This window comes from Allobosea sp. 10L417 (assembly GCF_056395485.1).
In genome coordinates this window covers 129,116-152,360 of sequence record NZ_JBFTJP010000004.1, presented here as the reverse complement: position 1 = coordinate 152,360, position 23,245 = coordinate 129,116, and the positions used below count along the sequence as shown (strand labels likewise).

At 66.1% G+C, this 23,245-nt stretch carries 24 protein-coding genes and 1 tRNA gene; 13 read left to right on the top strand and 12 right to left on the bottom strand.

Features of this window, described 5'->3' with window-relative positions:
- Positions 1–93 precede the first annotated feature (93 nt).
- The 4 genes from AC1DE3_RS13055 to AC1DE3_RS13040 all read right to left on the bottom strand — a co-directional run bounded on the left by AC1DE3_RS13055 (position 94) and on the right by AC1DE3_RS13040 (position 3,496).
- Positions 94–1,593, bottom strand: a complete 1,500-nt coding sequence (locus AC1DE3_RS13055) for a tripartite tricarboxylate transporter permease (protein WP_476852432.1) — start codon at positions 1,591–1,593, stop codon at positions 94–96.
- 16 nt (positions 1,594–1,609) lie between these two features.
- Positions 1,610–2,056 carry a tripartite tricarboxylate transporter TctB family protein gene (locus AC1DE3_RS13050; protein WP_476779492.1) on the bottom strand — a complete coding sequence of 149 codons (447 nt, stop codon included), beginning with the start codon at positions 2,054–2,056 and terminating at the stop codon, positions 1,610–1,612.
- A 339-nt stretch (positions 2,057–2,395) separates the two neighbouring features.
- A complete protein-coding gene (locus AC1DE3_RS13045) occupies positions 2,396–3,094 on the bottom strand; it encodes a carbonic anhydrase (protein WP_441511736.1) in 699 nt (232 codons plus the stop codon).
- 69 nt (positions 3,095–3,163) lie between these two features.
- Positions 3,164–3,496: a DUF167 family protein gene (locus AC1DE3_RS13040; RefSeq protein ID WP_476779491.1), complete on the bottom strand. Its 333-nt coding sequence runs from the start codon at positions 3,494–3,496 to the stop codon at positions 3,164–3,166.
- A 131-nt stretch (positions 3,497–3,627) separates the two neighbouring features.
- On the opposite strand from AC1DE3_RS13040, the gene AC1DE3_RS13035 reads away from it, so the two are divergent.
- Entirely contained in the window at positions 3,628–5,121 is a 1,494-nt protein-coding gene (locus AC1DE3_RS13035; RefSeq protein WP_476779490.1) for an amidase, read from the top strand.
- A gap of 44 nt (positions 5,122–5,165) precedes the next feature.
- The gene (locus AC1DE3_RS13030) at positions 5,166–6,746 is read left to right on the top strand and encodes an ABC transporter substrate-binding protein (protein ID WP_476779489.1); all 1,581 of its coding nucleotides are present in this window, start codon (positions 5,166–5,168) and stop codon (positions 6,744–6,746) included.
- Positions 6,747–6,924: 178 nt separating this feature from the next.
- Here AC1DE3_RS13030 and AC1DE3_RS13025 read toward each other — a convergent pair whose 3' ends face one another.
- Together AC1DE3_RS13025 and AC1DE3_RS13020 are read right to left on the bottom strand one after the other, a co-directional pair.
- A complete protein-coding gene (locus tag AC1DE3_RS13025) occupies positions 6,925–8,532 on the bottom strand; it encodes a gamma-glutamyltransferase (RefSeq protein ID WP_476779488.1) in 1,608 nt (535 codons plus the stop codon).
- Positions 8,533–8,641: 109 nt separating this feature from the next.
- Positions 8,642–8,932 carry a YggT family protein gene (locus tag AC1DE3_RS13020; RefSeq protein WP_441511741.1) on the bottom strand — a complete coding sequence of 97 codons (291 nt, stop codon included), beginning with the start codon at positions 8,930–8,932 and terminating at the stop codon, positions 8,642–8,644.
- 118 nt (positions 8,933–9,050) lie between these two features.
- Here AC1DE3_RS13020 and AC1DE3_RS13015 point away from each other — a divergent pair.
- The 5 genes from AC1DE3_RS13015 (at position 9,051) to AC1DE3_RS12995 (ending at position 14,069) form a co-directional block, all read left to right on the top strand.
- Positions 9,051–9,126 (top strand) — tRNA-Ala (locus AC1DE3_RS13015).
- 478 nt (positions 9,127–9,604) lie between these two features.
- The gene (locus AC1DE3_RS13010) at positions 9,605–10,537 is read left to right on the top strand and encodes a LysR family transcriptional regulator (protein WP_476779487.1); all 933 of its coding nucleotides are present in this window, start codon (positions 9,605–9,607) and stop codon (positions 10,535–10,537) included.
- 132 nt (positions 10,538–10,669) lie between these two features.
- On the top strand, positions 10,670–11,092 hold the full coding sequence (locus AC1DE3_RS13005) for an organic hydroperoxide resistance protein (RefSeq protein WP_441511743.1): 423 nt from the start codon (positions 10,670–10,672) through the stop codon (positions 11,090–11,092).
- Positions 11,093–11,200: 108 nt separating this feature from the next.
- Complete coding sequence (locus AC1DE3_RS13000) at positions 11,201–12,406, top strand: HlyD family secretion protein (RefSeq protein WP_476779486.1); 1,206 nt, start codon at positions 11,201–11,203, stop codon at positions 12,404–12,406.
- Positions 12,407–12,455: 49 nt separating this feature from the next.
- The gene (locus AC1DE3_RS12995; RefSeq protein ID WP_476852431.1) at positions 12,456–14,069 is read left to right on the top strand and encodes a DHA2 family efflux MFS transporter permease subunit; all 1,614 of its coding nucleotides are present in this window, start codon (positions 12,456–12,458) and stop codon (positions 14,067–14,069) included.
- A gap of 32 nt (positions 14,070–14,101) precedes the next feature.
- Here the strand turns inward: AC1DE3_RS12995 and AC1DE3_RS12990 are convergent, their stop codons facing one another.
- The 3 genes from AC1DE3_RS12990 to AC1DE3_RS12980 form a co-directional block, all read right to left on the bottom strand.
- Positions 14,102–14,551 carry a MaoC family dehydratase gene (locus AC1DE3_RS12990; RefSeq protein WP_476779484.1) on the bottom strand — a complete coding sequence of 150 codons (450 nt, stop codon included), beginning with the start codon at positions 14,549–14,551 and terminating at the stop codon, positions 14,102–14,104.
- Between the two features lie 148 nt (positions 14,552–14,699).
- A complete protein-coding gene (locus AC1DE3_RS12985) occupies positions 14,700–15,458 on the bottom strand; it encodes a sulfite exporter TauE/SafE family protein (RefSeq protein ID WP_476779483.1) in 759 nt (252 codons plus the stop codon).
- A gap of 73 nt (positions 15,459–15,531) precedes the next feature.
- Positions 15,532–15,771: a YjiS-like domain-containing protein gene (locus AC1DE3_RS12980; protein ID WP_476779482.1), complete on the bottom strand. Its 240-nt coding sequence runs from the start codon at positions 15,769–15,771 to the stop codon at positions 15,532–15,534.
- A gap of 178 nt (positions 15,772–15,949) precedes the next feature.
- On the opposite strand from AC1DE3_RS12980, the gene AC1DE3_RS12975 reads away from it, so the two are divergent.
- The gene (locus tag AC1DE3_RS12975; RefSeq protein ID WP_476779481.1) at positions 15,950–17,293 is read left to right on the top strand and encodes an aminotransferase-like domain-containing protein; all 1,344 of its coding nucleotides are present in this window, start codon (positions 15,950–15,952) and stop codon (positions 17,291–17,293) included.
- 80 nt (positions 17,294–17,373) lie between these two features.
- Here AC1DE3_RS12975 and AC1DE3_RS12970 read toward each other — a convergent pair whose 3' ends face one another.
- Entirely contained in the window at positions 17,374–18,171 is a 798-nt protein-coding gene (locus AC1DE3_RS12970) for an SDR family NAD(P)-dependent oxidoreductase (protein ID WP_476852430.1), read from the bottom strand.
- A gap of 146 nt (positions 18,172–18,317) precedes the next feature.
- On the opposite strand from AC1DE3_RS12970, the gene AC1DE3_RS12965 reads away from it, so the two are divergent.
- The 5 genes from AC1DE3_RS12965 to AC1DE3_RS12945 all read left to right on the top strand — a co-directional run bounded on the left by AC1DE3_RS12965 (position 18,318) and on the right by AC1DE3_RS12945 (position 21,236).
- The gene (locus AC1DE3_RS12965) at positions 18,318–18,440 is read left to right on the top strand and encodes a hypothetical protein (RefSeq protein WP_476779479.1); all 123 of its coding nucleotides are present in this window, start codon (positions 18,318–18,320) and stop codon (positions 18,438–18,440) included.
- A gap of 87 nt (positions 18,441–18,527) precedes the next feature.
- Positions 18,528–19,481 (top strand): metallophosphoesterase family protein, encoded by a 954-nt coding sequence (locus AC1DE3_RS12960; RefSeq protein WP_476779478.1) that lies wholly within the window; start codon positions 18,528–18,530, stop codon positions 19,479–19,481.
- Between the two features lie 32 nt (positions 19,482–19,513).
- Entirely contained in the window at positions 19,514–19,861 is a 348-nt protein-coding gene (locus tag AC1DE3_RS12955; RefSeq protein WP_441511752.1) for a cupredoxin domain-containing protein, read from the top strand.
- 47 nt (positions 19,862–19,908) lie between these two features.
- On the top strand, positions 19,909–20,439 hold the full coding sequence (locus tag AC1DE3_RS12950; protein WP_476779667.1) for a sigma-70 family RNA polymerase sigma factor: 531 nt from the start codon (positions 19,909–19,911) through the stop codon (positions 20,437–20,439).
- Positions 20,436–21,236 (top strand): anti-sigma factor family protein, encoded by an 801-nt coding sequence (locus AC1DE3_RS12945; RefSeq protein WP_476779477.1) that lies wholly within the window; start codon positions 20,436–20,438, stop codon positions 21,234–21,236. Before AC1DE3_RS12950 ends, AC1DE3_RS12945 begins: the two co-directional genes overlap by 4 nt.
- A gap of 48 nt (positions 21,237–21,284) precedes the next feature.
- Here the strand turns inward: AC1DE3_RS12945 and mctP are convergent, their stop codons facing one another.
- Together mctP and AC1DE3_RS12935 are read right to left on the bottom strand one after the other, a co-directional pair.
- A complete protein-coding gene (gene mctP, locus AC1DE3_RS12940; RefSeq protein ID WP_476852429.1) occupies positions 21,285–22,832 on the bottom strand; it encodes a monocarboxylate uptake permease MctP in 1,548 nt (515 codons plus the stop codon).
- Between the two features lie 54 nt (positions 22,833–22,886).
- On the bottom strand, positions 22,887–23,093 hold the full coding sequence (locus tag AC1DE3_RS12935; RefSeq protein ID WP_441511755.1) for a DUF3311 domain-containing protein: 207 nt from the start codon (positions 23,091–23,093) through the stop codon (positions 22,887–22,889).
- Between the last annotated feature and the right edge of the window lie 152 nt (positions 23,094–23,245).

Genomic DNA, 23,245 nt, shown 5'->3' with positions numbered 1-23,245 from the left:
CCGCCTGCGGGATCAGTGAGCCAAATGCCCGAGGGACATGTCTGAATGCTGCGCGCCGCGGCCATGCTCGGCTGCGCGCAGCATTCAGGGATGTCATTCAACGAATGTTTCCTCGCGCTTGCTTTTGATCGCGGGCAGCACCACCAGGATCATGAGCAAGATCGACATCGCCAGGAAGAACGCGCTCAGCGGGCTATAGAGGAACGTCATCGGGTCGCCGCGCGAGAGCAGCATCGCGCGCCGCAGATATTCCTCCATGATCGGTCCGAGAATGAAACCAAGGATGAGCGGCGCCGGTTCGAACGCCAGCTTGACGCAGGCGTAGCCCAGCAGACCGAAGAGCGCCAGCAACAGGCAGTCGAATGCGCTGTTCGACAGGCTGAACACCCCGATGCCGATGAACACCAGGATCGCCGGGAACAGCAGGCGGTAGGGAACGCTCAGAAGTCTGATCCACATGCCGATGAGCGGCAGGTTGAGGACGACCAGCATCAGGTTTCCGATCCACATCGAAGCGATGAGGCCCCAGAAGAGCTCCGGCTTCTGCGTCATCACCTGCGGGCCTGGCGCGATGCCCTGGATCATCATCGCACCGATCATCATCGCCATCACCGCATTGCCGGGAATGCCGAGTGTGAGCATTGGAATGAATGAGGTCTGCGCGCCGGCATTGTTGGCCGATTCCGGCGCCGCGACGCCCTCGATAGCACCCTTGCCGAATTGCTCGGGATGTTTCGAGATCTTCTTTTCGAGCGTGTAGGCGGCAAAGGACGCAAGCAGCGCGCCGCCGCCGGGCAGGATCCCGAGCGCGGAGCCGAGCGCCGTTCCGCGGAGAACCGGCTTCCAGGAGCGCCTCAGATCGTCCTTGGTCGGATAGAGATGGCTGACCTTGTTGACGAAGATCTCTCGCTCCTCCCTTTGCTCGAGATTCAGAATGATCTCGGCGACGCCGAAAATGCCCATGGCCACGATCACGAAGCCGATGCCATCCGACAATTCCGGTATGCCGAACGTGAAGCGCAGCGTGCCGGTCGTGACATCCGTGCCGACGAGGCCGAGCATGAGGCCGAGCAGAGTCATCGCCACGGCTTTGAGCAACGAGCCATTGGCGAGCACCACCGAAGTCACCAGGCCGAGCACGACCAGCGAGAAATATTCCGCAGGCCCAAAGGCCAGCGCCAGTTCCGCGAGGGGGCGCGCCGCGAAGGCAATGACGAGCGTGGCGACGCAGCCGGCGAAGAAGGAGCCGAGCGCGGCGATGGCGAGCGCAGGGCCGGCGCGGCCCCGGCGGGCCATTTGATAGCCGTCGAGACAGGTGACGACCGATGTCGCTTCGCCCGGCAGATTGACGAGGATCGCGGTGGTGGAGCCGCCATATTGCGCGCCGTAATAGATGCCGGCGAGCATGATGAGGGCGCCGGTCGGATCGAGATTGAAGGTGATCGGTAACAGCATCGCGATGGTGGCGAGCGGACCGACGCCGGGAAGGACGCCAATCAATGGGCCGAGCAAGGCGCCGATCAGCGCAAACAGCAAGTTGAGCGGCGATGCCGCGACAGAGAAACCCAACCAAAGATTGCCGACGATATCCATGGCGTCTTCAACCCGCTCAGAATGATGGCCAGACAGGGAAGGGCAGGCTCAGCACTTTCACGAAGATGAGCGCCGAGAAGATCGCCATCGCCGCGGCGAGGGATGCGACTTCCTTCCAACGGAATTCGTGGCCGGCCGCGGCGCCGATCAAAACAAGGACGACAATCGCGACGAGCAGCCCGCATGGGCCGACGAGGTAACCGAAGCCTGCGATGGCCGCGAGAATGAGGACCAGCGGCCGCCAGTGGAAGCGGCCAATCTGCGGCCCACCGGCAGCCAGCGCGTTGAGCGCGATGATCAGGCCGAGCGATGCCAGCAAAGCGCCGAGGATAACCGGAAAATAGGCCGGTCCCATCCGGACCGCGCTTCCTATCGGGTAGTGGATATAGGCCCAGACCGAGCCGAACAGGCCGACCGCAATCAGCAAAAGGCCGGACCAGAGGTCCGCAGACCGCTTCGCCATACTTGTTCCCCCCAACAGTTTTCTTTTCGGGCCGTTATCGGTCCGGTTTGTTTGGGCGGCAGCCGGATATAGGCAGCCTACCGATTGTTGGTATACTATCTTTATATGTGGCCTGGCAAGACGAAGGCTCCGTCACGGGCGGCGGCGGCGCGGCCGCTCATCCGCAGACGCGGCGCCTCGGACCAGACTCAACTTCTCGAGACTGGTTCAGCATGGGTGAGATTCGAGAGGAGAGTGCGGGAGCGCTGTTGCGTCAGGAGCGACGCGCGGACCCCACGTCAGAAGGAGGGAAGCCGATTGCCGTCATGCTCGGATCATGCCCGAGCCTGACGCAGGGGCTCACGCCTCCGAGCAACGGATCTGCTGGACGCGCTTGGGCATCTCGCCGACGGCCGGGATGAACTGGCCGGTGCCCGGGTCGAGGATCATCAGCACGCCGGTGGCGACGGCGAAATAGGCGCCGTGCAGGTGCAGCCTGCCCTTGCTCTCCAGGATCTGGACGCAAGGGAAGGTGCGGAGATTGGCGAGCGATTGCTGGATCGAGGCGAGCTCCAGCCGCTGGAGATAGTCGTCGAAGTTCTCGTTGCGGCCGCGCCCGCCAGTGCGTTCGGCGGCCGGGCCGATCAGGGTGATCCATTTCCCGATGAAGTCGCCCGGCGAGAGAGCCTGCTGGCTGTCGTCGGCGAAGGCGCGGATGCCGCCGCAGCGGCCATGGCCGAGCACGACGATATGCCGGACCTTGAGGGCCTGCACGGCATATTCAAGTGCCGCCGAGGTGCCGTGGAGCTGGTCGTCCGGCTGGAAAGGCGGCACGAGATTGGCGATATTGCGGGCGACGAACATCTCGCCCGGACGCGCATCGAAGATGACTTCCGGCGAAACGCGCGAGTCGCAGCAGCCGATCAGCATGATCTTCGGCGTCTGGCCGTGCTCGCCGAGCTCTTCGTATCGGTCCTTTTCGCGAAGGAAACGGTCGTCGAGAAAGGCGCGGTAGCCTTCCGTCAGGCGCTGCGGGAATGGCTCTGCAGGCTTGTCCATGGCCCTTCTGGAACAGGAAACCGTGGCTTTCGTCAAGTCGATGTTGCGGCGCGGGATTGGCGGCCCCGCTTAGGTGACCCTGTCGAGGCATGCGGCCAGCGCTGCGGCCAAGGCGGCGGCATCGCCTTGCAGAGCCACGGTTTTCACCCGTGCCGTGGCCCCGCTTGCGATGGAAAGCTGTGATCGGGGCAGCCGCAGCTCGCCAGCCAGCAGCCGGATCAGAGCGGCATTCGCTTCGCCATCCGTCGGGGCGGCGCGGACGCGGGCCTTCAGGACGAGGCGGCCGTCCGCGAGCGCCTCGACGCCATCAAGCGCATCGCGCCCGCCGCGCGGCGTCAGCCTGACGTCGAGGGCGAGGCCCTTCCCAGTTTCGCGCCAGGGCCGGGCGGTCGGCTCGCTCATCAGCCCTCTCTTCCGGAAGGGGCGGCCATGCGCCGCCGCCACATGGACATATGCCTGTCGTCGCCTAGTCTGAGGCGCCGGCCCGTGCGGCATAGCGCTTCCGAGGGCCCGTGCGCAACGGAGACCGAGCCTTGACCGAACCCTGCGATCTCAGCGCCGTCGACGCGCGTGCCCTCATCGGCGCCAAGAAATTGTCCGCCCGTGAACTGCTCGAAAGCTGCATCCGTCGCATGGATGCGGTCGATCCGGCCGTGAATGCGATGGTGGCGCGCGACGACGAGGCGGCGCGCAAGGCGGCGGCCGCCGCGGACGAGGCGACGGCGCGCGGCGGCAAGCTCGGCGCGCTGCACGGCCTGCCCGTCGGCATCAAGGATCTGGAGAACGTCGCGGGCCTGCGCACCACCTATGGCAGCGCGCTCTATCGTGATTTCGTGCCGAAGGAGGACCAGCTGATCGTTGCCTCGGTGCGCAAGGCCGGCGCGATCATCGCCGGCAAGACCAACACGCCGGAATGGGGCGCGGGCGCCAATACGCGCAACGCCGTCTACGGCGCGACCGGCAACCCCTTCGATCCCTCGAAGAGCGCAGCCGGCTCCTCCGGCGGCTCGGGCGTCGCACTGGCGACGGGGATGGTGCCGATCGCGACCGGCTCCGACACGGGCGGATCGCTGCGCAATCCGGCGGCCTTCAACGGCGTCGTCGGGTTCCGACCGACGCCGGGGCTGGTGCCGAGCGAGAAGCGGCCCCTCGGTTGGAACCCGCTGCCCGTGCTTGGGCCGATGGCACGCAACGTGCCGGATCTGTGCCTGCTGCTCTCGACCATGGTCTCCGACAACGGCGCCGACCCGCTGGCGACGACGATCCGTGGCAAGACGGTGCGGCGCCCCGAGGATTTTGCCCGGCCCGACGCCATCGATCTCGCCTCGCTCAAGGTCGCGCTGACGCCAGATTTCGGCTTCGCGCCGACCGAGCGCCTGATCCGCGAGAGCTTCGCGGAGAAGACCGGCGCCTTCAGCCATCTCTTCCATGCGGCCGAGGAGGCGACGCCGGACTGCGACGGCTCCGACGAGGTCTTCGAGATCCTGCGGGCGGTCAACTTCCTCGCCAGCCATCTCGACAAGGTGCGCGACACGCCCGAGATGGTCGGGCCGAATGTCCGCGCCAATGTCGAGGAGGGGCTGGCCTATTCCGCCCTCGACGTGACCAGGGCGATGAAGCAGCAGACGGTGATCTATCATCATTGGCAGCGCTTCTTCGAGCGCTACGACGTCATCCTCTCGCCCGCGGTGACGCTGAGCCCGCGGCCCTGGACGGAGCTCTTCCCGGCTGAGATCGACGGCAAGCCGACGCGGACCTATTTTCATTGGCTCGCGCTCGCCTATGCCGTCACCAATGTGGGCCATCCGGCGATCTCGCTGCCGGTCGGGCTCGATCGCAACGGCATGCCCTTCGGCCTCCAGATCGTCGGGCCGCGCGGCGGCGATGCCAAGGTTCTGGCGGTGGCGGCCGCCCTGGAAGCGGCCCTTGCCGGCGACGCGCTGACGGCGCGGCCGGTCCCGGATCTCGCCAGGCTCGCCAAGGCGCGGCCGATCAGCGAGAGCCCGAATTTCATGGGGTTTGCCTGAGCAGGACCGCGCAGACATCACCAATCAAAAAAGGGGAGAACACAATGAAACGTCGCGATTTTCTCACCGGAACGGCGGCTCTCGCCATTGCCGGCCCGAGCCTGATACGCACTGCTGCCGCGCAGAGCGCCGCGGTTCTCAAGTTCGTGCCTCAGGCGAACCTGACAGCGCTCGACCCGATCTGGACGACGGCGACCGTGACCAACAACCACGGTTATTACGTCTTCGACACGCTCTATGGCGGCGATGAGGACCTGAAGCCGCAGCCGCAGATGGCCGAGGGGCATGAGGTCTCGGCCGACGGCAAGACCTGGCGCATCCGCCTGCGCGAGGGCCTCGCGTTCCATGACGGCGCGCCGGTGAAGCCGGCCGACTGCATCCAGAGCATGAAGCGCTGGTGCCAGCGCGATCCCTACGGGCAGTTGCTCGCCAAGGTGGTCGAAGCCTGGAACGCACCGGACGAGCGCACCATCGAGATCAAGCTGACCCGGCCCTTCCCGATGATGCTCGACCTGCTCTCGAAAGCGGACAATCCGCCCTTCATCATGCCGGAACGTCTGGCGCAGACCGACGCGACCAAGCAGGTGGCGGAGATGACCGGCTCCGGCCCCTACAAGTTCGTCGCCGGCGAATTCGTCACCGGCAGCCGCGCGGTCTATGAGAAGTTCGACGGCTACAAGCCGCGCAGCGAACCGCCGAGCCGCAATGCCGGCGGCAAGGTCGCGAACTTCAAGCGGATCGAATGGCACATCCTGCCCGACCCGGCGACGGCAGCGGCGGCGCTGACCACCGGCGAAGTCGACTGGTGGGAGCGCCCGCTCGCCGACCTGCAGCCGATGCTGGCCCAGAGCCCCGACATCAAGCGCGAGGTCATCGACAAGGCCGGCCGCGGCGCCATCATCCGGCTCAACCATCTCCAGCCCCCCTTCAACAATCCGAAGGTGCGTGCCGCCGTCCGCATGGCGGTGAAGCAGGAGGATTACATGCGCGCCGCCCAGGGCGACGACACCTCGATGTGGCAGGTCTGCCGCAATCTCTGGTGGCGTGGCACGCCGTACTATACCGGCGAGCAGGAAGACCTGATGCCGGGCAGCATCGAGAAGGCCAAGGCCGCCCTCAAGGAATCCGGCTACAAGGGCGAGAAGGTCGTCATCATCAACCCGACCGACTTCCCCGATATCGGCCCTCTCGGAGAAGTGACCTACGAGCTGCTCAAGCAGCTCGGGATGAATGTCGAGATGGCGGCGAGCGACTGGGGCACGGTGATCCAGCGCCGCAACAGCCGCGAGCCTGTCGAGAAGGGCGGGTGGAGCATCTTCCACACCACCGGCTCGGCCGTCGGTTGGGGCAATCCGGCGCTGTCCAACCTGGTGCGCGGCCAGGGTGAGAAGGGCTGGTTCGGCTGGTGGACGAGCGACAAGGCCGAGGGCCTGGCCGAGCAATGGCTCTACGCGCCCGACGAGGCCGCCCAGAAGAAGGTGGCTGCCGAACTCGGCCGGCTGGCGCTGGAGGAATGCGCGACCATCCCGCTCGGCCAGTTCGTGATCCGCACGGCCTATCGCAAGAACCTGACCGGCATGCTGCCGGGCTCGGCGCCCTATCCCTGGGGGCTGAAGCGGGTCTGAGACTGCCCGTCAACGCTGCTGCGGCGGTCGACTGACGGCGTTTTCTGCGCTTCCGGTGCTCGCGTACTGATGTACGCTCCGCTCCGGTTCTCGAAAACACCGCCATTCGACTCCCCGCAGCGCGTCGCCAAACAATCTCCACGCGGTTGATTGCAGGGAGCGGGAGTAATCCCGCCCCCTAATCTTCCGATGAGTGCCGGGCAGCGACAGCGGCAGACCACGGCGAGGCGGCGTCGCTCGACCCCTCCGCGCCGTCGCGGTCGACACGGATGAAGTTCGGGCAGGCGAAGTTGATCGGCATGACAGCGTGTTCGGCCAGCGTCGTCGGGCCAACCTGTTCCAGAGCGGCCAGCGCCTCGGCCGGCAGCCGCAGATCGGCAGTGGCGGAATCCGGGCCGGAGACGTCGATGCGCGGCTGATGCGCCGTTTCCTCGGTCCCCATGCCGAAATCGAGCTGCCAAGCCAGGGTCTGGTAGACGCTGGCGAGGATGCGCCGCCCGCCCGAGGAGCCGGCCGCCAGGCGCGGCCAGCCGCCATCCCGCGGCGTCACCACGACCGGGCACATGTTGCAGAGCGGGCGAGCGCCGGGAGCGATCGCGTTGGCGCTGCCCGGCCGCGGATCGAACCACATCATGCCGTTGTTCATCAGCACGCCGGTCGAGGGCAGCACGACGCGGCTGCCCATCGAGGAAAGCAGGGTGGTGGTGACGGTGACGAGATTGCCTTCGCCATCGACCACGGTGAGGTGGGTGGTACAGGTGTCGCCGGGCTCCTTCGCAGCGGTCGCGGCGCCGAGGCCGTCGAGGCGTTCGCGATAGGCCTGCCGCATAACGCGCGAAAGCTGGGCGAACCAACTGGCCGTGGGACCTTCGCCGTCGATCGGCGCATCGGTCATGCCGGCGATGACGCGCTCCAGCGTCGGAGCGGCAGTGAGGCCGCCGGCGGTGTGGACGAGGTGGCTGCCGCGCCAGTCGATCGTCGGCGCGGGACGCAGCTGTGCGACGCAGCCGGCGAGATCCTGTTCGTCCACGACGCCGCCAGCCGCTGCGATATCGGCCGCAAGACGGCGGGCGACGTCGCCACGGTAGAAGTCGTCGAGGCCGGCCTCGGCCAGCCGCTCGAGCGTGCCGGGCAGCCGGCCCAGGGTCATGAAACCGGGCGTGCCCTGGTAGGGCGGCACGGGCGGCAGACCGCCGGGCAGATAGATTCGCGCGCTCTCCTCATAGAGCCGCAGGACCGAAGCCGAGGAGGCGATCTTGAGCGTGGTGTACCAATCGGCCGGCAGGCCGCGCTTGGCGAGCGCGATGGCCGGTGCGAGGATGTCCGCGAGCGGCAGCTTTGAGCCGAAGGCTTCCTTGAGCTTCGCATAGCCCGCGACGGAGGAGGGCGTGACGAAGGAGAGGGGGCCGTGGATGTTGCGGTCGCCGACGACCTCGGGCCAGGTGAAGAGGTCCTTCTTCATCTCGCCCGTAAGCGGGTAATCGGCAGGATCGGCGCGGCGCGGCGCGACCGGCCCGAAATCGACGACCTGCGCCCGGCTATCGCCTGCCTTCAACACGACAGCGAAGCCGATGCCGCCGAGCCCGCTGTTCCAGGGCTCGACCGCGGCCAACGCGAAGCAGGCGGCGACTGCGGCGTCGGCGGCGTTGCCGCCTTGCTCCAGGATCGCGGTTCCCGCTTCGGCGGCCTCGCGGCTCTGCGAGACGACGATACCGTGCTTGCCGCGGGCGGCAGGCTTGGTCAGAAGCCAGTTCTGGCTGCGATAGGGGCGGGCGGCTGCGGCCATGCTGGCGACCTCGGGCGATTGCAGAGGCCGCCATACTGCATAGGGCTCACGGCAACGTCGAATGCGTCGTCGCGGCCGGAGAGCCGCGCCGCGCGCAGGACGGATGCCGTCAGAACACGTTGGGGTAGATGTAGCGGACGATTACGCTCTGAATGAAGTAGATGATCAGCAGCAGAATGATCGGCGAGATATCGATGCCGCCGAGATTGGGCAGCATGTTGCGGATCGGGCGCAGGGCCGGTTCGGTGACGCGATAGAGCGAATCCCAGACGGTGGAGACGAACTGGTTGCGCGTGTTGATGACATTGAAGGCGATCAGCCAGCTCAGCACCGCCGAGGCGATCAGAAGCCACACATAGATCTGCAGAGCGAGCAGAACCACGTCTAGAACGGCGCGCATCGATCTTCCCTTTTAGCCTGACTGGAGAGGGTTCGCGGAATATCCCCTGCTCGCGCCAAATCAGATGGCGGAAGTGATTGACATCCACGCGGCGCACGGCCTAGAAGGCCAGCGCCTTGGGGCTGTAGCTCAGATGGGAGAGCGCTGCAATCGCACTGCAGAGGTCAGGGGTTCGAATCCCCTCAGCTCCACCAAGGCCACCCTTAAAAACAACTTGGCAGATTCAACGGCTTAGTTGAGGCCACGGCTTCGTCTTGCTCCTGGCGATGCCCTGGGCGTGCCAAAAGATCGCGATGAGCCCCGGAGCCTACCGGGGATCGCCCCTTCGCCGGCAGCCGCAGCCCGCAGCCACTGGCCAGGGACTGCGTCATAGCCTGCTTGCCTTCAGCGAGGCCAGGCTGGCCGTTCAGGATTTCGGTCCAACGCCGATGATGCGGCGTTTCCGCGTTTCGCGCGCATCTGCCTTGGATGTTCGCTGCGGAGGGCTGCGCCACGACGCTCGTCGGCGAAAAGCGGCTGGACTTAACCTCCCTCAGGCACTCCTCTCAGCCGGCGGCCGCCATGGCCGCCGCGGCGACCAGACGTTAGACTGAGGTCGGCCATGCAATCGGACGAGGCCTAATTGATGCGAATGCGCCGTCGCAGCGGCGTCAGAGAACAGGGTCGTATCTCGTGGACCGCTTCGATGCCATGCAGATCCTGCTCGCGGTGGTCGACGCCGGCAGCTTGTCGGCGGGCAGCCGCAAGCTGAACGCGCCGTTGCCGAGCGTCAGCCGCAAAGTCGCAGAGCTCGAGCGCCATCTCGGCACGCGCCTTCTCGTCCGGACAAGCCGCAACATCCAGCTCACCGACGCAGGCCGGGACTATGTCGATGCGGCGCGGCAGATCATGGCGCAGATCGAGGATGCGGAACTCCGCGCCTCAGGTGAATATGACAAGCCCCGAGGCGTCCTGACGATCACGGTGCCGATCGCATTCGGGCACGATCATGTGCTGCCGCTCGCCTATGACTTCCTGTGCGAGCACCCGGAGATCGCGCTGAACGTGCTGTCCGTCGATCGTGTCGTGAGCCTCGTCGACGAGCATGTCGACATCGGCATCCGGCTCGGCGAGCTCGCCGATAGTTCGCTTCATGCGGTGAAGGTCGGCGCGTTCGGCTTCGTGACCTGCGCCAGCCCGGCCTATCTGGCGCGCAAGGGCCACCCGTCAAGCCCGGAGGAACTCGATGGTCATGACGGCGTCGTTTTCGGGCAGATTGTCGAGCCGGGCTGGATCTACCAGCAAGACGGCCAGAGGCTTGAAGGCAAGCCGAACATCCGGATGCGCGCGAACACGGCGGCGGCGACCGTCACGGCCGCCCTGCATGGGGTCGGCATCATCCGCGCCCCGCAATATCAGGTCGCCAGGCAAGTGCAGTCGGGCGCCCTGGTCGCCCTGTTCGAGACTTATGAGAGCCAGTCTTTCCCGGTACACCTCATCTATGCCCGCCAGGGGCTGTTGCCGCTGAAAGTGCGCGTGTTCATCGACTGGATGGCGCCACGGCTGAGACGTGCCTTGAAGGATCTCGCGGCATGCGGCACCGCGGAGGACCAGGCGCGGGAATAGTAGCTTTCCATCGGCATCGGCCGGCGCATATCGGCCCCTGAGAGCCTGCCTATCGATTTGACCGTCTGCAGGCGAACCGAGGTCTCCACTAGGTATCGGGCACCCCCGAATACCGGAACAGGAGACTTCAACATGTCTGCCAAGACTCTCTTCGCCGCCCATGTCCACACCGTCGGAGGCCGCGAGGGCTGGGCCAAGAGCTCGGACGGCCAGCTCGACGTCAAGCTGTCGGTGCCCGGCTCCAACCGGCCCGGCACCAATCCCGAGCAGCTCTTCGCGGCCGGCTGGTCCGCCTGCTTTGAAGGCGCGCTCGGGCATGCAGCCAGGGAGCTGGGCGTCAGGCTTCCGCCCGAGACCGCGGTCGATGCCGAGGTGAAGCTCTCGCTCGACGACGCAGAGGGCTACTTCCTGGCTGCCCGGTTGAACGTCACCATCCCCGGCCTTGCCGAGGACGTGGCACAGCAGCTCGTCGACCGCGCCCATGCGACCTGCCCGTATTCGAAGATGACCCGCAACGGAATCGACGCGAGCGTCGCGCTCGCGGTCGCTGCGTAGGCCAAGCCAGGGTTCGCGGCCCCCGACGAATTCCGCCTCCGACGCGTCAGGGGCGGAAGAGGGCCACGACCCGATTTTCCGCATTCGCCAATCTGAAAGGGCCGGGCCATGAGCCAGCACCAGACGGTTTTCGCAATCGAGAGGCCGCTTCCCGCGGGCGAAGCCGCGCCCGGCATGAAGATGCCGCAGGAGCCGGTTCCCCCGGCGCACACCGCACCGGACGAGACACCGCAGCCGGCCCGCAAGCGCCGGCTGCGGCCGCTGCTGTTCGCGGGCGTCGCGCTCGCCGCCCTGGCGGGCGCGGTCGATTTCGGCTGGCGCTACTGGACGACGGGACGCTTCGAGGTCTCCACTGACGATGCCTATGTGAAGGCCGACAGCACGACGATCGCACCGAAGATCTCCGGCTATGTCGCGGCCGTGCTGGTACGCGACAACGAGGCGGTGCGGGCCGGGCAACTCCTCGCCCGCATCGACGACCGCGACTTCAAGGTCAGCCTGGCTCAGGCCAGCGCGCAGGTCGAGGCCGCACAAGCCAACATCGCCAACAAGCACGCCGCGCTCACCGCCCAGTTCTCCGCAATCGACGCCGCGAAGGCGACGCTGGAAGCCGACAAGGCCACCCAGACCTTCGCCGAGCAGGACGACCAGCGCTACGCCCAATTGGCGAAGACCGGCTACGGCAGCATCCAGAACACGCAGCTCGCGACTTCGCGCATCGGCGTGGCCCGTGCGGCGGTGACGCGCGACATGGCAGCCCTCGCCAGCGCGACCACCCAGCTCGACGTGATCAAGGCCGAGCTCGCCCAGGCACAGGCGGCACTCGCCAGCGCCAGGGCCGCGCAGGATCAGGCGGAGCTGAACCTGTCCTACACGGCGCTCGTCGCGCCGGTCGACGGCGTCGTCGGCAACCGCACCTTGCGCGTCGGCCAATATGTCCAGGCAGGGACGCAGCTCATGGCCGTCGTGCCGACGGAGGCCGCCTATATCGTGGCCAATTACAAGGAGACGCAACTCGCCGGGGTCCAGGCCGGACAGAAGGTGACGATCGCAATCGACACTTTCCCCGGCCGGGTCTTCCAGGGCCATGTCGACAGCCTCTCGCCCGCCAGCGGCCAGGAATTTGCGCTGCTGCCGCCCGACAACGCCACCGGCAATTTCACGAAGGTGGTGCAGCGCATCCCCGTGAAGATCGTGCTCGACCACGCAGGAGCGCTGCCGGTCGTGCTGCGAACGGGCATGTCTGTCTATCCGACGATCGACACGAGGTCCGCGGCAACCAAGGCGGCAACGGCTTCAATGAGCATCGAGTGAGTGCGTCCAGACGCCCGTCTTCCCAGCCGGGACACGGCAGGAGGGAATGATGTCTACCCTGACACCGACGATTTCACCCGCCACTCACGATACCGCTACGGCAGCAGCCCCGCCCGAGAAGGCCAGCTCCGCCGCCTGGATCGCGGTGGGCGCCGGCATGATCGGCGCCTTCATGGCGATCCTCAACATCCAGATCACCAATGCCTCGCTTCTCGACATCGAAGGGGGCATCGGTACCGGCGTCGATAACGGCGCCTGGATCTCGACCTCCTATCTCATCGGCGAGATCGTGGTGATCCCGCTCACCGACTATCTGAGCCGCGTCTTTTCGTTCCGCCGCTACATCCTGGCCAACGCCATCCTGTTCCCGATCTTTTCGGCAGCCTGCGCCTTCGCCCATGATCTCGGCACGATGATCGTGCTGCGCGGCCTGCAGGGTTTTGCGGGCGGCGTGCTGATCCCGATGGCCTTCACCATGGTGCTGACCAAGCTGCCCAAGCCGCAGCAGCCTTTCGGGCTCGCGCTCTTCGCGCTGTCGGTCACCTTCGCGCCCGCGATCGGCCCGACCATCGGCGGCAACCTGACCGAGAACTATGGCTGGCAGTCGATATTCTTCGTCAATGCGCCGCCCAGCATCGCCATGGCCGTCGCGCTCTTCTTCACGCTGGAGAAGAAGCCGATGCAGCTCGCTTTGCTCCGCGAGGGCGATTGGGTGGGCATCGTTACCATGGCGATCGGTCTCTCGGCGCTGCAGACCGTGCTCGAGGAAGGCAATAAGGACGATTGGTTCCAGTCCCCCTTCATCGTCAAGCTAGCGGTCATCGCGGCGATCTTCCTGGCCGCCTTCATCGTCATCGAACTGACCGTCGCGAAGCCCCTGGTGCAGCTTCGCCTCCTGAAGCAGCGCAATTTCGGCATCGGCGTTTTGGTCAATGTGCTGGTCGGCGTCGCGCTCTTCGGCACCGTCTACATCCTGCCGCAGTATCTCGGCCAGGTGCAGCGCTACAATGCCCAGCAGATCGGCCTCGTGCTGGCCTGGACCGGCCTGCCGCAACTGCTCATCATCCCGCTCGTCCCGCTCCTGATGAAGCGGTTCGGCGCGCGCCAGGTCGGCTTCGTCGGTATCAGCATCTTTGCTGCAAGCTGCTTCATGAACGTCACCCTGTCGCTCGACAGTGCCGGCGATCAGTTTTTCGTGCCCAATATCGTGCGCGCCGTCGGTCAGGCGCTGGTGCTGACGCCGATCACGCTCATCACCACCGCGGGCATCGCGCCCGGCGAGGCGGCCGCGGCGTCAGGCCTCTCGAACATGCTGCGCAATCTCGGCGGCGCGGTCGGCACGGCGACGCTGGGAACCGTGCTCAGCAAGCGCGAGCAGTTTCACTCCAACATCATCGGCCAGTCCGTCACGCTCTATCGCGAGGAGGTGCGCGACAGGATCGACCATCTGACGCAGTATTTCGTGGCGCATGGCGTGAGCGATATCGCGCTCGCTAAGCAGAAGGCGATTGCCGCGATCGGCGCGAGCGTGCACCGCCAGGCGCTCATTCTCGGCTTCAGCGACACCTTCGCGGTGATCGGCGTGGTGCTCGCGCTGGCGGCCGTCGCGCTGCTTTTCACGCGGAAGGTCGATCTCGGCGGCGGAGGCGGGGGCGCGCATTGACCGCCCTGCGGCGGGCCGGCGAAAGCGGCTGTTCAGCCCGCCGGCCTGCGATACACAACCAGTCGGGCGGTGAGGATCTGCAGAACCTCGCCGCGCTGGTTGAGCGTCCTGCTGACGATGGTGGCGATGCCGCGATCGGGGCGCGAACGGGAGGGGACGACGTTTTTCACCTCGCTTTCGACATGGAGGATGTCGCCCGGCCGCGTCGGAGCCGGCCATTGGATCTCCCCGCCGGCGCCGATGATGCCATTGGCGAGCGGCAGGCCCGACTCGACATTCAGCCGCATGGTGATCGCGGCGGTGTGCCAGCCGCTGGCCGCGAGGCCGCCGAACAGCGTCTTCTCGGCGGCCTGCCCGTCGAGATGGAAGGGCTGGGGATCGAACGCCCTAGCGAAGGCCTTGATCTGCTCCTCGTCGAGCGCATGGGAAGCGCTGACGAAGGTCTGTCCGGGTTCGAGATCGTCGAGATAGAACTGCTTCACGTCGCGCCCTCCCTTGCCATGTCGCCCGTCCAAAGGCCGCAGCGCTGCCGGCCCCGCACCCGGCAGGCAGCTTGCGTCAGCATACGGGCAATCACCAGCGCGACGCACCTTGCGGGCCGCCGCGCCGGAAAATGGATGAGGCGCCCGCTCAGGCGAGGTAGCCGGAGACGCCGTCCCACAAGAGCTTCAAGGCCGTCACGGCCAGCAGAGCATAACAGGCGCGGTAGACCTGGCGCTGATCCAATGCGTCATGCAGCCGCCAGCCCGACCACACGCCCGCGGGGATGGCGAACAGACAGATCGCCATCAGCATCCAGGTGCCGGCCGCCGGCTGCACCAGCAGCAGCCACGGCACCAGCTTGGTGGCGTTCCCGACAGTGAAGAACAAACTCGTCGTGCCAGCATAGATCTCCTTGGTCAGGCCGAGAGGCAGCAGATACATCGCCAAAGGCGGACCGCCCGAATGCGCCACCATCGTGGTGACGCCGGAGGTGAGGCCGGCGGCGATCGCCTTGGGCGTGGAGCGAGGCTGGTGCGTGACTTCTGCGCCCCGCAGGAGCCAAAGCCCGACGAAGACCAGCGTGATCACGGCCATCATGATCGCGATGGCCCGATGATCGAGGGCGCGGAACAGCAGATAGCCGAATCCGACGCCGGTCACGAGTCCCGGCAGGAGCAGCCTGAGATCCGGCCTCGACCAGGTCGAGGGCTTCCAGTACCGCAACGCGTAAAGGTCCATCGCGATGAACAGGGGCGCAAGCAGGCCGCCTGCGGTGACCGGATCCATCACCGTCGACAGGAGCGGAATGCCGACGATGGCGAAGCCGCCACCGAAGGCGCCTCTCATGAAGCTGATCAGGAAAACGCCGGCAAAGGCGACCAGGATGGTGGCGAGCGTCAGTTCCATGTCGCAGCCTCCGCATCGGTCGCGCGTCGGCGAGCGCCGACGCACACATTCCGGGACATGAGGAAGGGCATCGTCACCTCCGCGGCCAATCGGGAATGGAGATGTCGAGTCCGTGGATCGCAGGCTCGATCTGGCCGCGGGTGAGGCCGATGTCGAGCAGCTCGGAGTCGCTGAACTCACGAAGCCGCGCGAGGGCCTCGCGACGGGCGAAATAGCCTGCGATGCCGCGGCGGCAGACCTCGAACAGCCGGAAAGCGCGGCCTGGGCCGTCGGTCACGTCAGGCCGGGCGATCGCGGAAATGAGCATAGCCATGTCCAATCTCCTGCTCATTGCTCCGGGCAAAGCGGCCCCGCGCGCCCAGGCGCCCGGATCGGGCCGCCCGCACATCGATCGGCGAGATCAACGCCGCTTCCCGGTGCAATCTGTTGATGCGGAGAGAATGATCCGATGATATAGTCGGAGCAATCGAAACATTGCTCTCGGTGCAATAATGTCGAGACTGGATTATGTGAAGCTTGCCGACACGATCGCCGCGGAAATCGCGGAAGGGCGGCTCAGGCCGGGCGATCGCCTGCCGCCGCAGCGCAGCTTCGCCTATGACCGCAACATCGCGGTCTCGACAGCGAGTCGGGTCTATGGCGAGCTGCTGCGCCGCGGGCTCGTGGTCGGCGAAGTCGGCAGAGGGACGTTCATCTCGGGCGAGGCCAGGCGCGGCGTGACTGCGCCGGGCGAGCCGCGCGGCATCCGGATCGATCTCGAATTCAACTATCCGCTGCTTTCCGACCAGACCGCGCTCATCGCGAAAAGCCTGACCGGCCTCGACCAGCCGGCAGCTCTCGATGCCGCCCTGAAGCAGGGCACCAGCATCGGAAGCCCGGCGGCTCGGAGAATCGCAGCGAGCTATCTCTCGCAGGCCGGCTGGGCCCCATCCGCCGAAGAATTCGTCTTCACCGGCAATGGGCGCCAGGCCATTGCCGCCGCGCTCGCCGCGACCGTGCCGACAGGCGGACGCTGCGGCGTGGAGGCGCTGACCTACCCGTTCATCAAGGGAGCCGCCGCCCGACTCGGCATTTCGCTGGTGCCGCTGGCCATGGACGATGGCGGCGTCCGGCCCGATGCCGTGGAGAAGGCACATCGCGAGGCCCATCTCTCGGCCATCTACATCCAGCCGGCGGTCCAGAACCCGCTGGGCATGACGATGAGCGCATTGCGTCGCGCCGATCTCCTGCGTGTCGTCGAAAAGCTCGGCCTCACGGTCATCGAGGACCATGTCTACGGCTTCCTCGACGACGAGCCGCCGCTCGCGGCGCTCGCGCCGGAATCCTGCATCGTCCTCGACAGCCTGTCGAAGAAGGTCGCGCCGGGCCTGACGCTGGGCTTCGTCGTGCCGCCGCCACGTCTACGGGAGAGCGTGATCGCCGCCGTGCGCTCGGGCGGCTGGACGGCATCGGGCTTCGCATTTGCGGCCACGCAACGGATGATGTCCGATGGCACGGCCGCCGAGCTTGTCAGGCTGAAGCGCAGCGATGCGCGGGCGCGTCAAAAACTGGCGGCCGAGCGTCTCTCGGACTTCGCGATCCAAGCCAACGAGAAATGCTATCATCTGTGGCTGACACTGCCGCCACATTGGCGCTCGCAGAGTTTCGTCGTCGCCGCAGCCCGGCGCGACATCGCGCTGACCCCCTCGACCACTTTCGCGGTCACGCCCGGCCACGCGCCGAATGCCGTCAGGCTGGCGCTGGCGGCACCGGCGATGGATCAGCTCGATAGCGGTCTGCGGACGCTCGCGGCGATGCTGAACGCGAGGGAGGACGACTTCTACGCAACGGAATGAGGCAGCCTCGCCATTGCTCTCACCTCGCCAGCAGGCAAGGGCCTCGATGACATCGAGGCCCTTCGTCGCGGGCAGAAGCGTCAGGCCGCAGCCCGGTAACGAGGCGCAGGTTCGGCTGTCGACAGCTTGCCGAGCATCGCCTGCCGGGCGGCTTCGTAGGCATCGAAGAGACGGTCGTCCTGAAGGGAGGGGATGCTGGCGAATTCGCCGCGATCGAGCCCGACGAGCGCCGCATCGACGAGGTCTTCGCTGCGCATCACGATCGCGCTCGGCAAATGCTCGACCGGCCGCCCGGCGATCGCCCAGAAATCGGTGGCGGTGGCGCCCGGCAGCACGACCTGGATGGTGACGCCGGTCCCCGCGAGTTCGTGCCGCAGGTTCTGGCTGAAGGCGAGGACGAAGGCCTTGCTGCCACCATAGACGCCGTTCAGGACCTCCGGGTTGATGGCGACGATCGAGGCGATGTTGATGATCGCCCCCGCGCCGCGCGCGACGAATTGCGGGACCACGGCATAGGTCAGGCGGGTGAGGGCGGTGACGTTAAGCGCGATCAGCGACGTCATCTGGTCGATGTCGGATTCAAGCAGCGTCAACGCCCCGCCGAGACCCGCATTGTTGACGAGGAGAGTGACGTCGGGGGTTTCGCGAAGGAAGGCCTCGACGCGGGCGAGGTCCGAAGCGTCCGCCAGATCGGCGGGCAGGACATCCACCTTGCGGCCGGTCCTGGCGCCGATCCGCTTGGCGACGTCGGCGAGCCTGTCGGCGCTGCGCGCGACCAGAACGAGATCGTACCCGCGCTCGGCGAGCCGATCGGCATAGACCGCCCCGATGCCGCTCGATGCGCCGGTCACCACCGCTGTTCCCATGGTATCTGACATTCTCATATCTCCCGCGTTGATCCACGAGGCGTCATGCTCTCGCGCCATCCGCTGATGGAAGAGATTAGGGTTGGCGGATGTCGTGCGGCAGCGATTCAGATTGAAAACCTGCCTCTCAAAACGAGAGGGTTGAGGCAGAGCGATCGGTGCGATTGCGCCTGACCTGTCCGATGGAGCGGGCGGCCTTCGGTTTCCTGCATGATTGGTTTTTGGGTGGTGGCGCGATGGCGGCCGGTTCGCTCGGGCTGCATGCCATCACGCCCCTGTGAACGTCCGGCGCGGCGGGCGCGGGAATAAACGGGCTTCTCGTCCGGTCTTCTCAGCATCCGCCATCGGCGGCATCGCAGGAGGCCGACATGACCCATGACCACGACAGCAATGGCGAACCGACTGACCGCCGTCATGCCCTCGAATGCATGATCTGGGCGGGCACTGGGATCCTTTGGACGGTTTCGGGCGGTGTGCCCGTGTCGCTCGGCCTGCTCGGCGAAGCCGAGGCGGCCGAAGGCGCGTCCGCAGGTTTCACGTTCCTGCAAATCTCGGACAGCCATATCGGCTTCGACAAGGCCGCCAACCCGCATGCCGTCGACACATTGAAGGAAGCGATCGGCAAGGTGCGGGCACTGCCCGAGAAGCCGTCCTTCATGATCCACACCGGGGACATCACTCATCTGTCCACGGCTTCGCAGTTCGACACCGCCGCGCAGATCATCGGCGGCTCGGGGTTCGACATGCACTATGTGCCCGGCGAGCATGACGTCATCGACGAGGGGACCGGCCGCGCCTATCTCGACCGCTATGGCAAGGGCACCAGGGGCGCCGGCTGGTATTCCTTCGACCAGAATGGCGTGCATTTCGTCGGCCTGGTCAATGTCGTGAACCTCAAGGCCGGAGGACTCGGCAATCTCGGCGCTGAGCAACTGGCCTGGCTGGCAGACGACCTGAAGGCCGTCAGCGCCTCCACGCCCGTCGTCGTCTTCGCGCATATTCCGCTCTGGGCGGTTTATCCGGAATGGGGCTGGGGCACCGACGATGCGGCGCAGGCCCTCGCCCTGCTCAAGCGCTTCGGCTCGGTGACCGTGCTCAACGGCCATATCCACCAGATCATGCAGAAGGTGGAGGGCAACGTTACATTCCACACCGCCCTCTCGACCGCCTTCCCGCAGCCGGCGCCCGGAACCGCGCCATCGCCCGGGCCGATGACTGTGCCTCCGGGCCAACTGCGCAATCTCCTCGGCATCACCAATGTCGCGGTGAAGCGGGGCAAGGAGGAACTCGCGATCATCGACAGCACGCTCGCCGGAAGCTGAGCCCCGTGGCGCATCACAAAAGGACGACTGCCATGATCCGCACAGGCCTTGCTCCTCGACAGCTCGCCTGCTTCGCGCTTGTCGGCCTCGGCGTCATCGCCATGGCGCAGACCCCGCTCCGGGGCGCGGAAGCCTCACAGGTCAAGATCGAGAACTTCACCTTTGCGCCCAAGGCCCTCTCGGTGAAGGTCGGAACGGTCGTGACCTTCGAGAACGACGACGACATTCCCCATCTCGTCGTCGCGAACGATGGTTCGTTTCGTTCCAAGGCGCTCGACACAGGCGATTCCTACGCCTTCACTTTCACGAAATCGGGCGAATATCCCTATTTCTGTGCGCTTCACCCGCATATGCAGGGTAGCATCACCGTCACACCCTAGGAGTGCTCGGGCGAGCCGTACCCGGAGAACCGGACGATGCCGCGGTGTTGAGTGACAAAGCCTCGGCGGAACGCTTTGGCGAGGTGGTCCTGCCCCATCTCGCCGACGCCCTGGCGCTCGCCCGCTGGCTGACCGGCAATGTCGATGACGCCGAGGATGTGGTGCAGGAGGCCTGCCTGAAGGCGCATAAGGGGCTCACAGGCTATGCGGGCGGCAATGCGCGAGCCTGGCTGCTGACGATCGTGCGCAACGAGTCCTATGCCTGGCTTGCGCGAAACCACCCGCGCCGCATCGTCGCCGTCGGCGATCTGGCCGATCTCGATGCCCTTGGGGCCTGCGCCGATACAGGGGCCGATACGCCGGAAGCGACCTTGATCGCCAAGGCGGACGCTGCGGCGCTGGAGGCGGCGGTCACGCTGCTGCCGCATCCCTTTCGCGAGGTTGTCGTGCTGCGGGACATCAACGACCTCAGCTATCGAGAGATTGCGGCGATGCTCCATGTGCCTCTGGGCACGGTGATGTCCCGCCTGTCGCGCGCGCGTCGGCTGCTGATCTCGGAACTGGGGAGCAACCGATGAAGGGAGCCATGGAATTGCCGCTGGAACCTGCGGATCTTCGGCTGCTGCTTCACGCTCTGGTTGATGGCGAACTCGATGCAGCCACGGCCCTGGCCGTGGAGCGGCGCCTGGCAGAAGATCCGGCTCTCGCGGCGGAGCACGCCCGCATCGCCGCGGCGCAGGCCGCCATTCGCAGCCTGGCTCGGCCCGAGGTCCGCGAGGAATTCCGGGCCCGCATCGCCGCGCTTGGCGCTGGCGCCGCGCTGGCGGCACGGCCGGCACCTCCCCGCTCCGGCTCGTTCGGCTGGCGCGCGATGGCGGCGTCGGTGCTCGTCACAGCGGTTCTGGCAAGCGGGCTGACCCAATGGACGATCACACGCCGCGCGCCTGACAGGTTTGCGGAGGCGGTCGCCAGCAGCCATCGCCGCAGCCTGCTCGCCGCAAGCCCGGTGGACGTCGCCTCGTCGGACCGGCACACGGTCAAGCCATGGCTCGATGGCCGGATCGGTTTGTCGCCGGCTGCGCCGGATCTTGCGAAGGAAGGGTTTTCGCTCCTCGGGGGCCGCGTCGAAGTGATCGGGAACAGAACGGTGCCCGCTCTCGTCTACAGGCACCGGGAGCATCTGATTACACTTGTGGCCGCGCCGCAGGAAAGCGGAACCGTATCCGCGCCGGTCGCGGTCGAGCGTTCCGCCGGCGGCTTTTCGTTGCTCCGCTGGACCGACGGCGCTTTTTCCTATTGGGCGATCTCGGACACTGACCGCGCCACGCTCGAGGATTTCGTCAGCCGTTTCCGGATCGCGGCCGCGGCGGGCTGATGCTGGCGTCGTCACCCCGCGAAGGGCTCCGGTCCGGCTTCACGATCGTCAGGCGAAGTAGTCGGCCGCGATTGTCTCGTCGGGCGGCGCCGAATGAGCCTTCAACGCCCGGATGACCAGGGTCAGCACGACTGCGGTGATGAGGTTGAGCGCCAGCGTGTAGACGGCGGTATAGCCCGGGAAGACATAGCCGCCGAAGCTGAGCGGAAAAGTCGGCGTCAGATTGGCCGCGAAGGCCATGAGCGTTCCCGTGGCGATCCCGGCGATCCAGCCGATCAGGAGGGCCCAGTCGTCGAACCAGCGTGTGTAGACGCCGAGCATCACCGCCGGCAGCGTCTGGATGATCCAGATGCCGCCGAGCAGCTGCAACTGGATGGCGTATTGGGTCGGCACGAACAGAATGAAGATCAGCGCGCCCAGCTTGACGATGAGCGAGACCCATTTCGCCATTTGCGCTTCCTGCCGGTCGGTCGGGTTCCGGTTGATGAATTCCCGATGGATGTTGCGGGTATAGAGGTTGGCGGCCGCGATCGACATGATCGCTGCCGGAACCAGGGCCCCGATGCCGATGGCTGCGAAGGCGACGCCGACGAACCAGGGCGGGAAGCTGTGCAGGAACAGGGCCGGCACTGCGAAATTATTGCCGAACTCGGCGAACCCCGCCGCGTATTCGGGCATGGCGCGGACGCCGGCGGCGATCGCGAAGAAGCCGAACAGCGCCAGGAGACCCAGCAGGAAGGAATAGGCCGGCAGCATGGCCGCGTTGCGCCGCACCGCCTTGCCACTGCTGGCGCTGAGAATGGCGGTCATGGAATGCGGGTAGAGGAACAGCGCAAGAGCCGATCCTAATGCGAGCGTCGCGTAATTGCCGTAAGCGCCGGTGGTGCCGGGGCCAGGCGTTTCGAGCAGGATCTTCGCCTCCGGCATGGCGGAAAAGATCTTGGCGAAGCCGCCGAGCTGCGTCGGGATGACGATGATCGCGGTGAAGGCGGTGACATAGATCAGGATGTCCTTGACGATCGCGATCGAGGCCGGAGCGCGCAGGCCGCTCGAATAGGTGAAGGCCGCCAGGACCAGGAAGGCGATGATCAGCGGCAGGTCCGCCGCAAAGCCGGTGCCGGAAATGCCGAGCGCGCCGATCACCACCTGGATGCCGACGAGTTGCAGCGCGATATAGGGCATGGTCGCGACGATGCCCGTAATGGTCACGGCCAGTGCCAGCCAGCGATTGCCGAAGCGGCCGCGGACGAAGTCGGCGGCGGTGATGTAGCCGTGCTTGTGGCAGACGCGCCAGAGCCTGGGAAAAACGAGGAACAGGATCGGGTAGATCACGATCGTATAGGGCACGGCGAAGAAGGCCACCGCTCCGGCGCCGAAAGCCAGCGCCGGTACGGCGATTAAGGTGTAGGCGGTGTAGAGGTCGCCGCCGACCAGGAACCAGGTGATCCAGGTTCCGAATCTGCGACCGCCGAGGCCCCATTCGTGGAGTTGGTCTAGATCTCCCTTGCGCCAGTTGGCAGCGGCGAAGCCCAGCCACGTGATGAAGCCGAACAATGCCACGAACACCGCAGTGGCGGTCCAGTTCACGTCCTGCATGACACGCTCCTGTCGGAACTCGTCGTGGTCAGGCGCAACGTCTGGTCAGGCGAGTCAATCCTTGGTCGCGAAGTAGACGATGGCTGTGAGGACGGCCCCGATCAGCACCCAGAGCATCTGGTACCAATAGAAAAACGGAACGCCGGCCCAGGTTGGTTCGATCCGGTTGTAGAAGGGCGGCCAGAGGACCGCGATGAACTGCACGATGAAGAGCAGGTACCACCAGCTCCACCCGGTCCGTCTTTCCTCGGTGCCGTTCATTCCGAGCCCTCCCGACATCATGCCTTCGGGTCAGAACCCGAATTATGCGCCTCCTGAGCGGTCTCTGGCAATGGATTTCCGAATACGCACTGCTCACCGGTTCGATACTTGTGAGAATCGGAATCGGACATTTTGCGAGCGACGAGTATTTT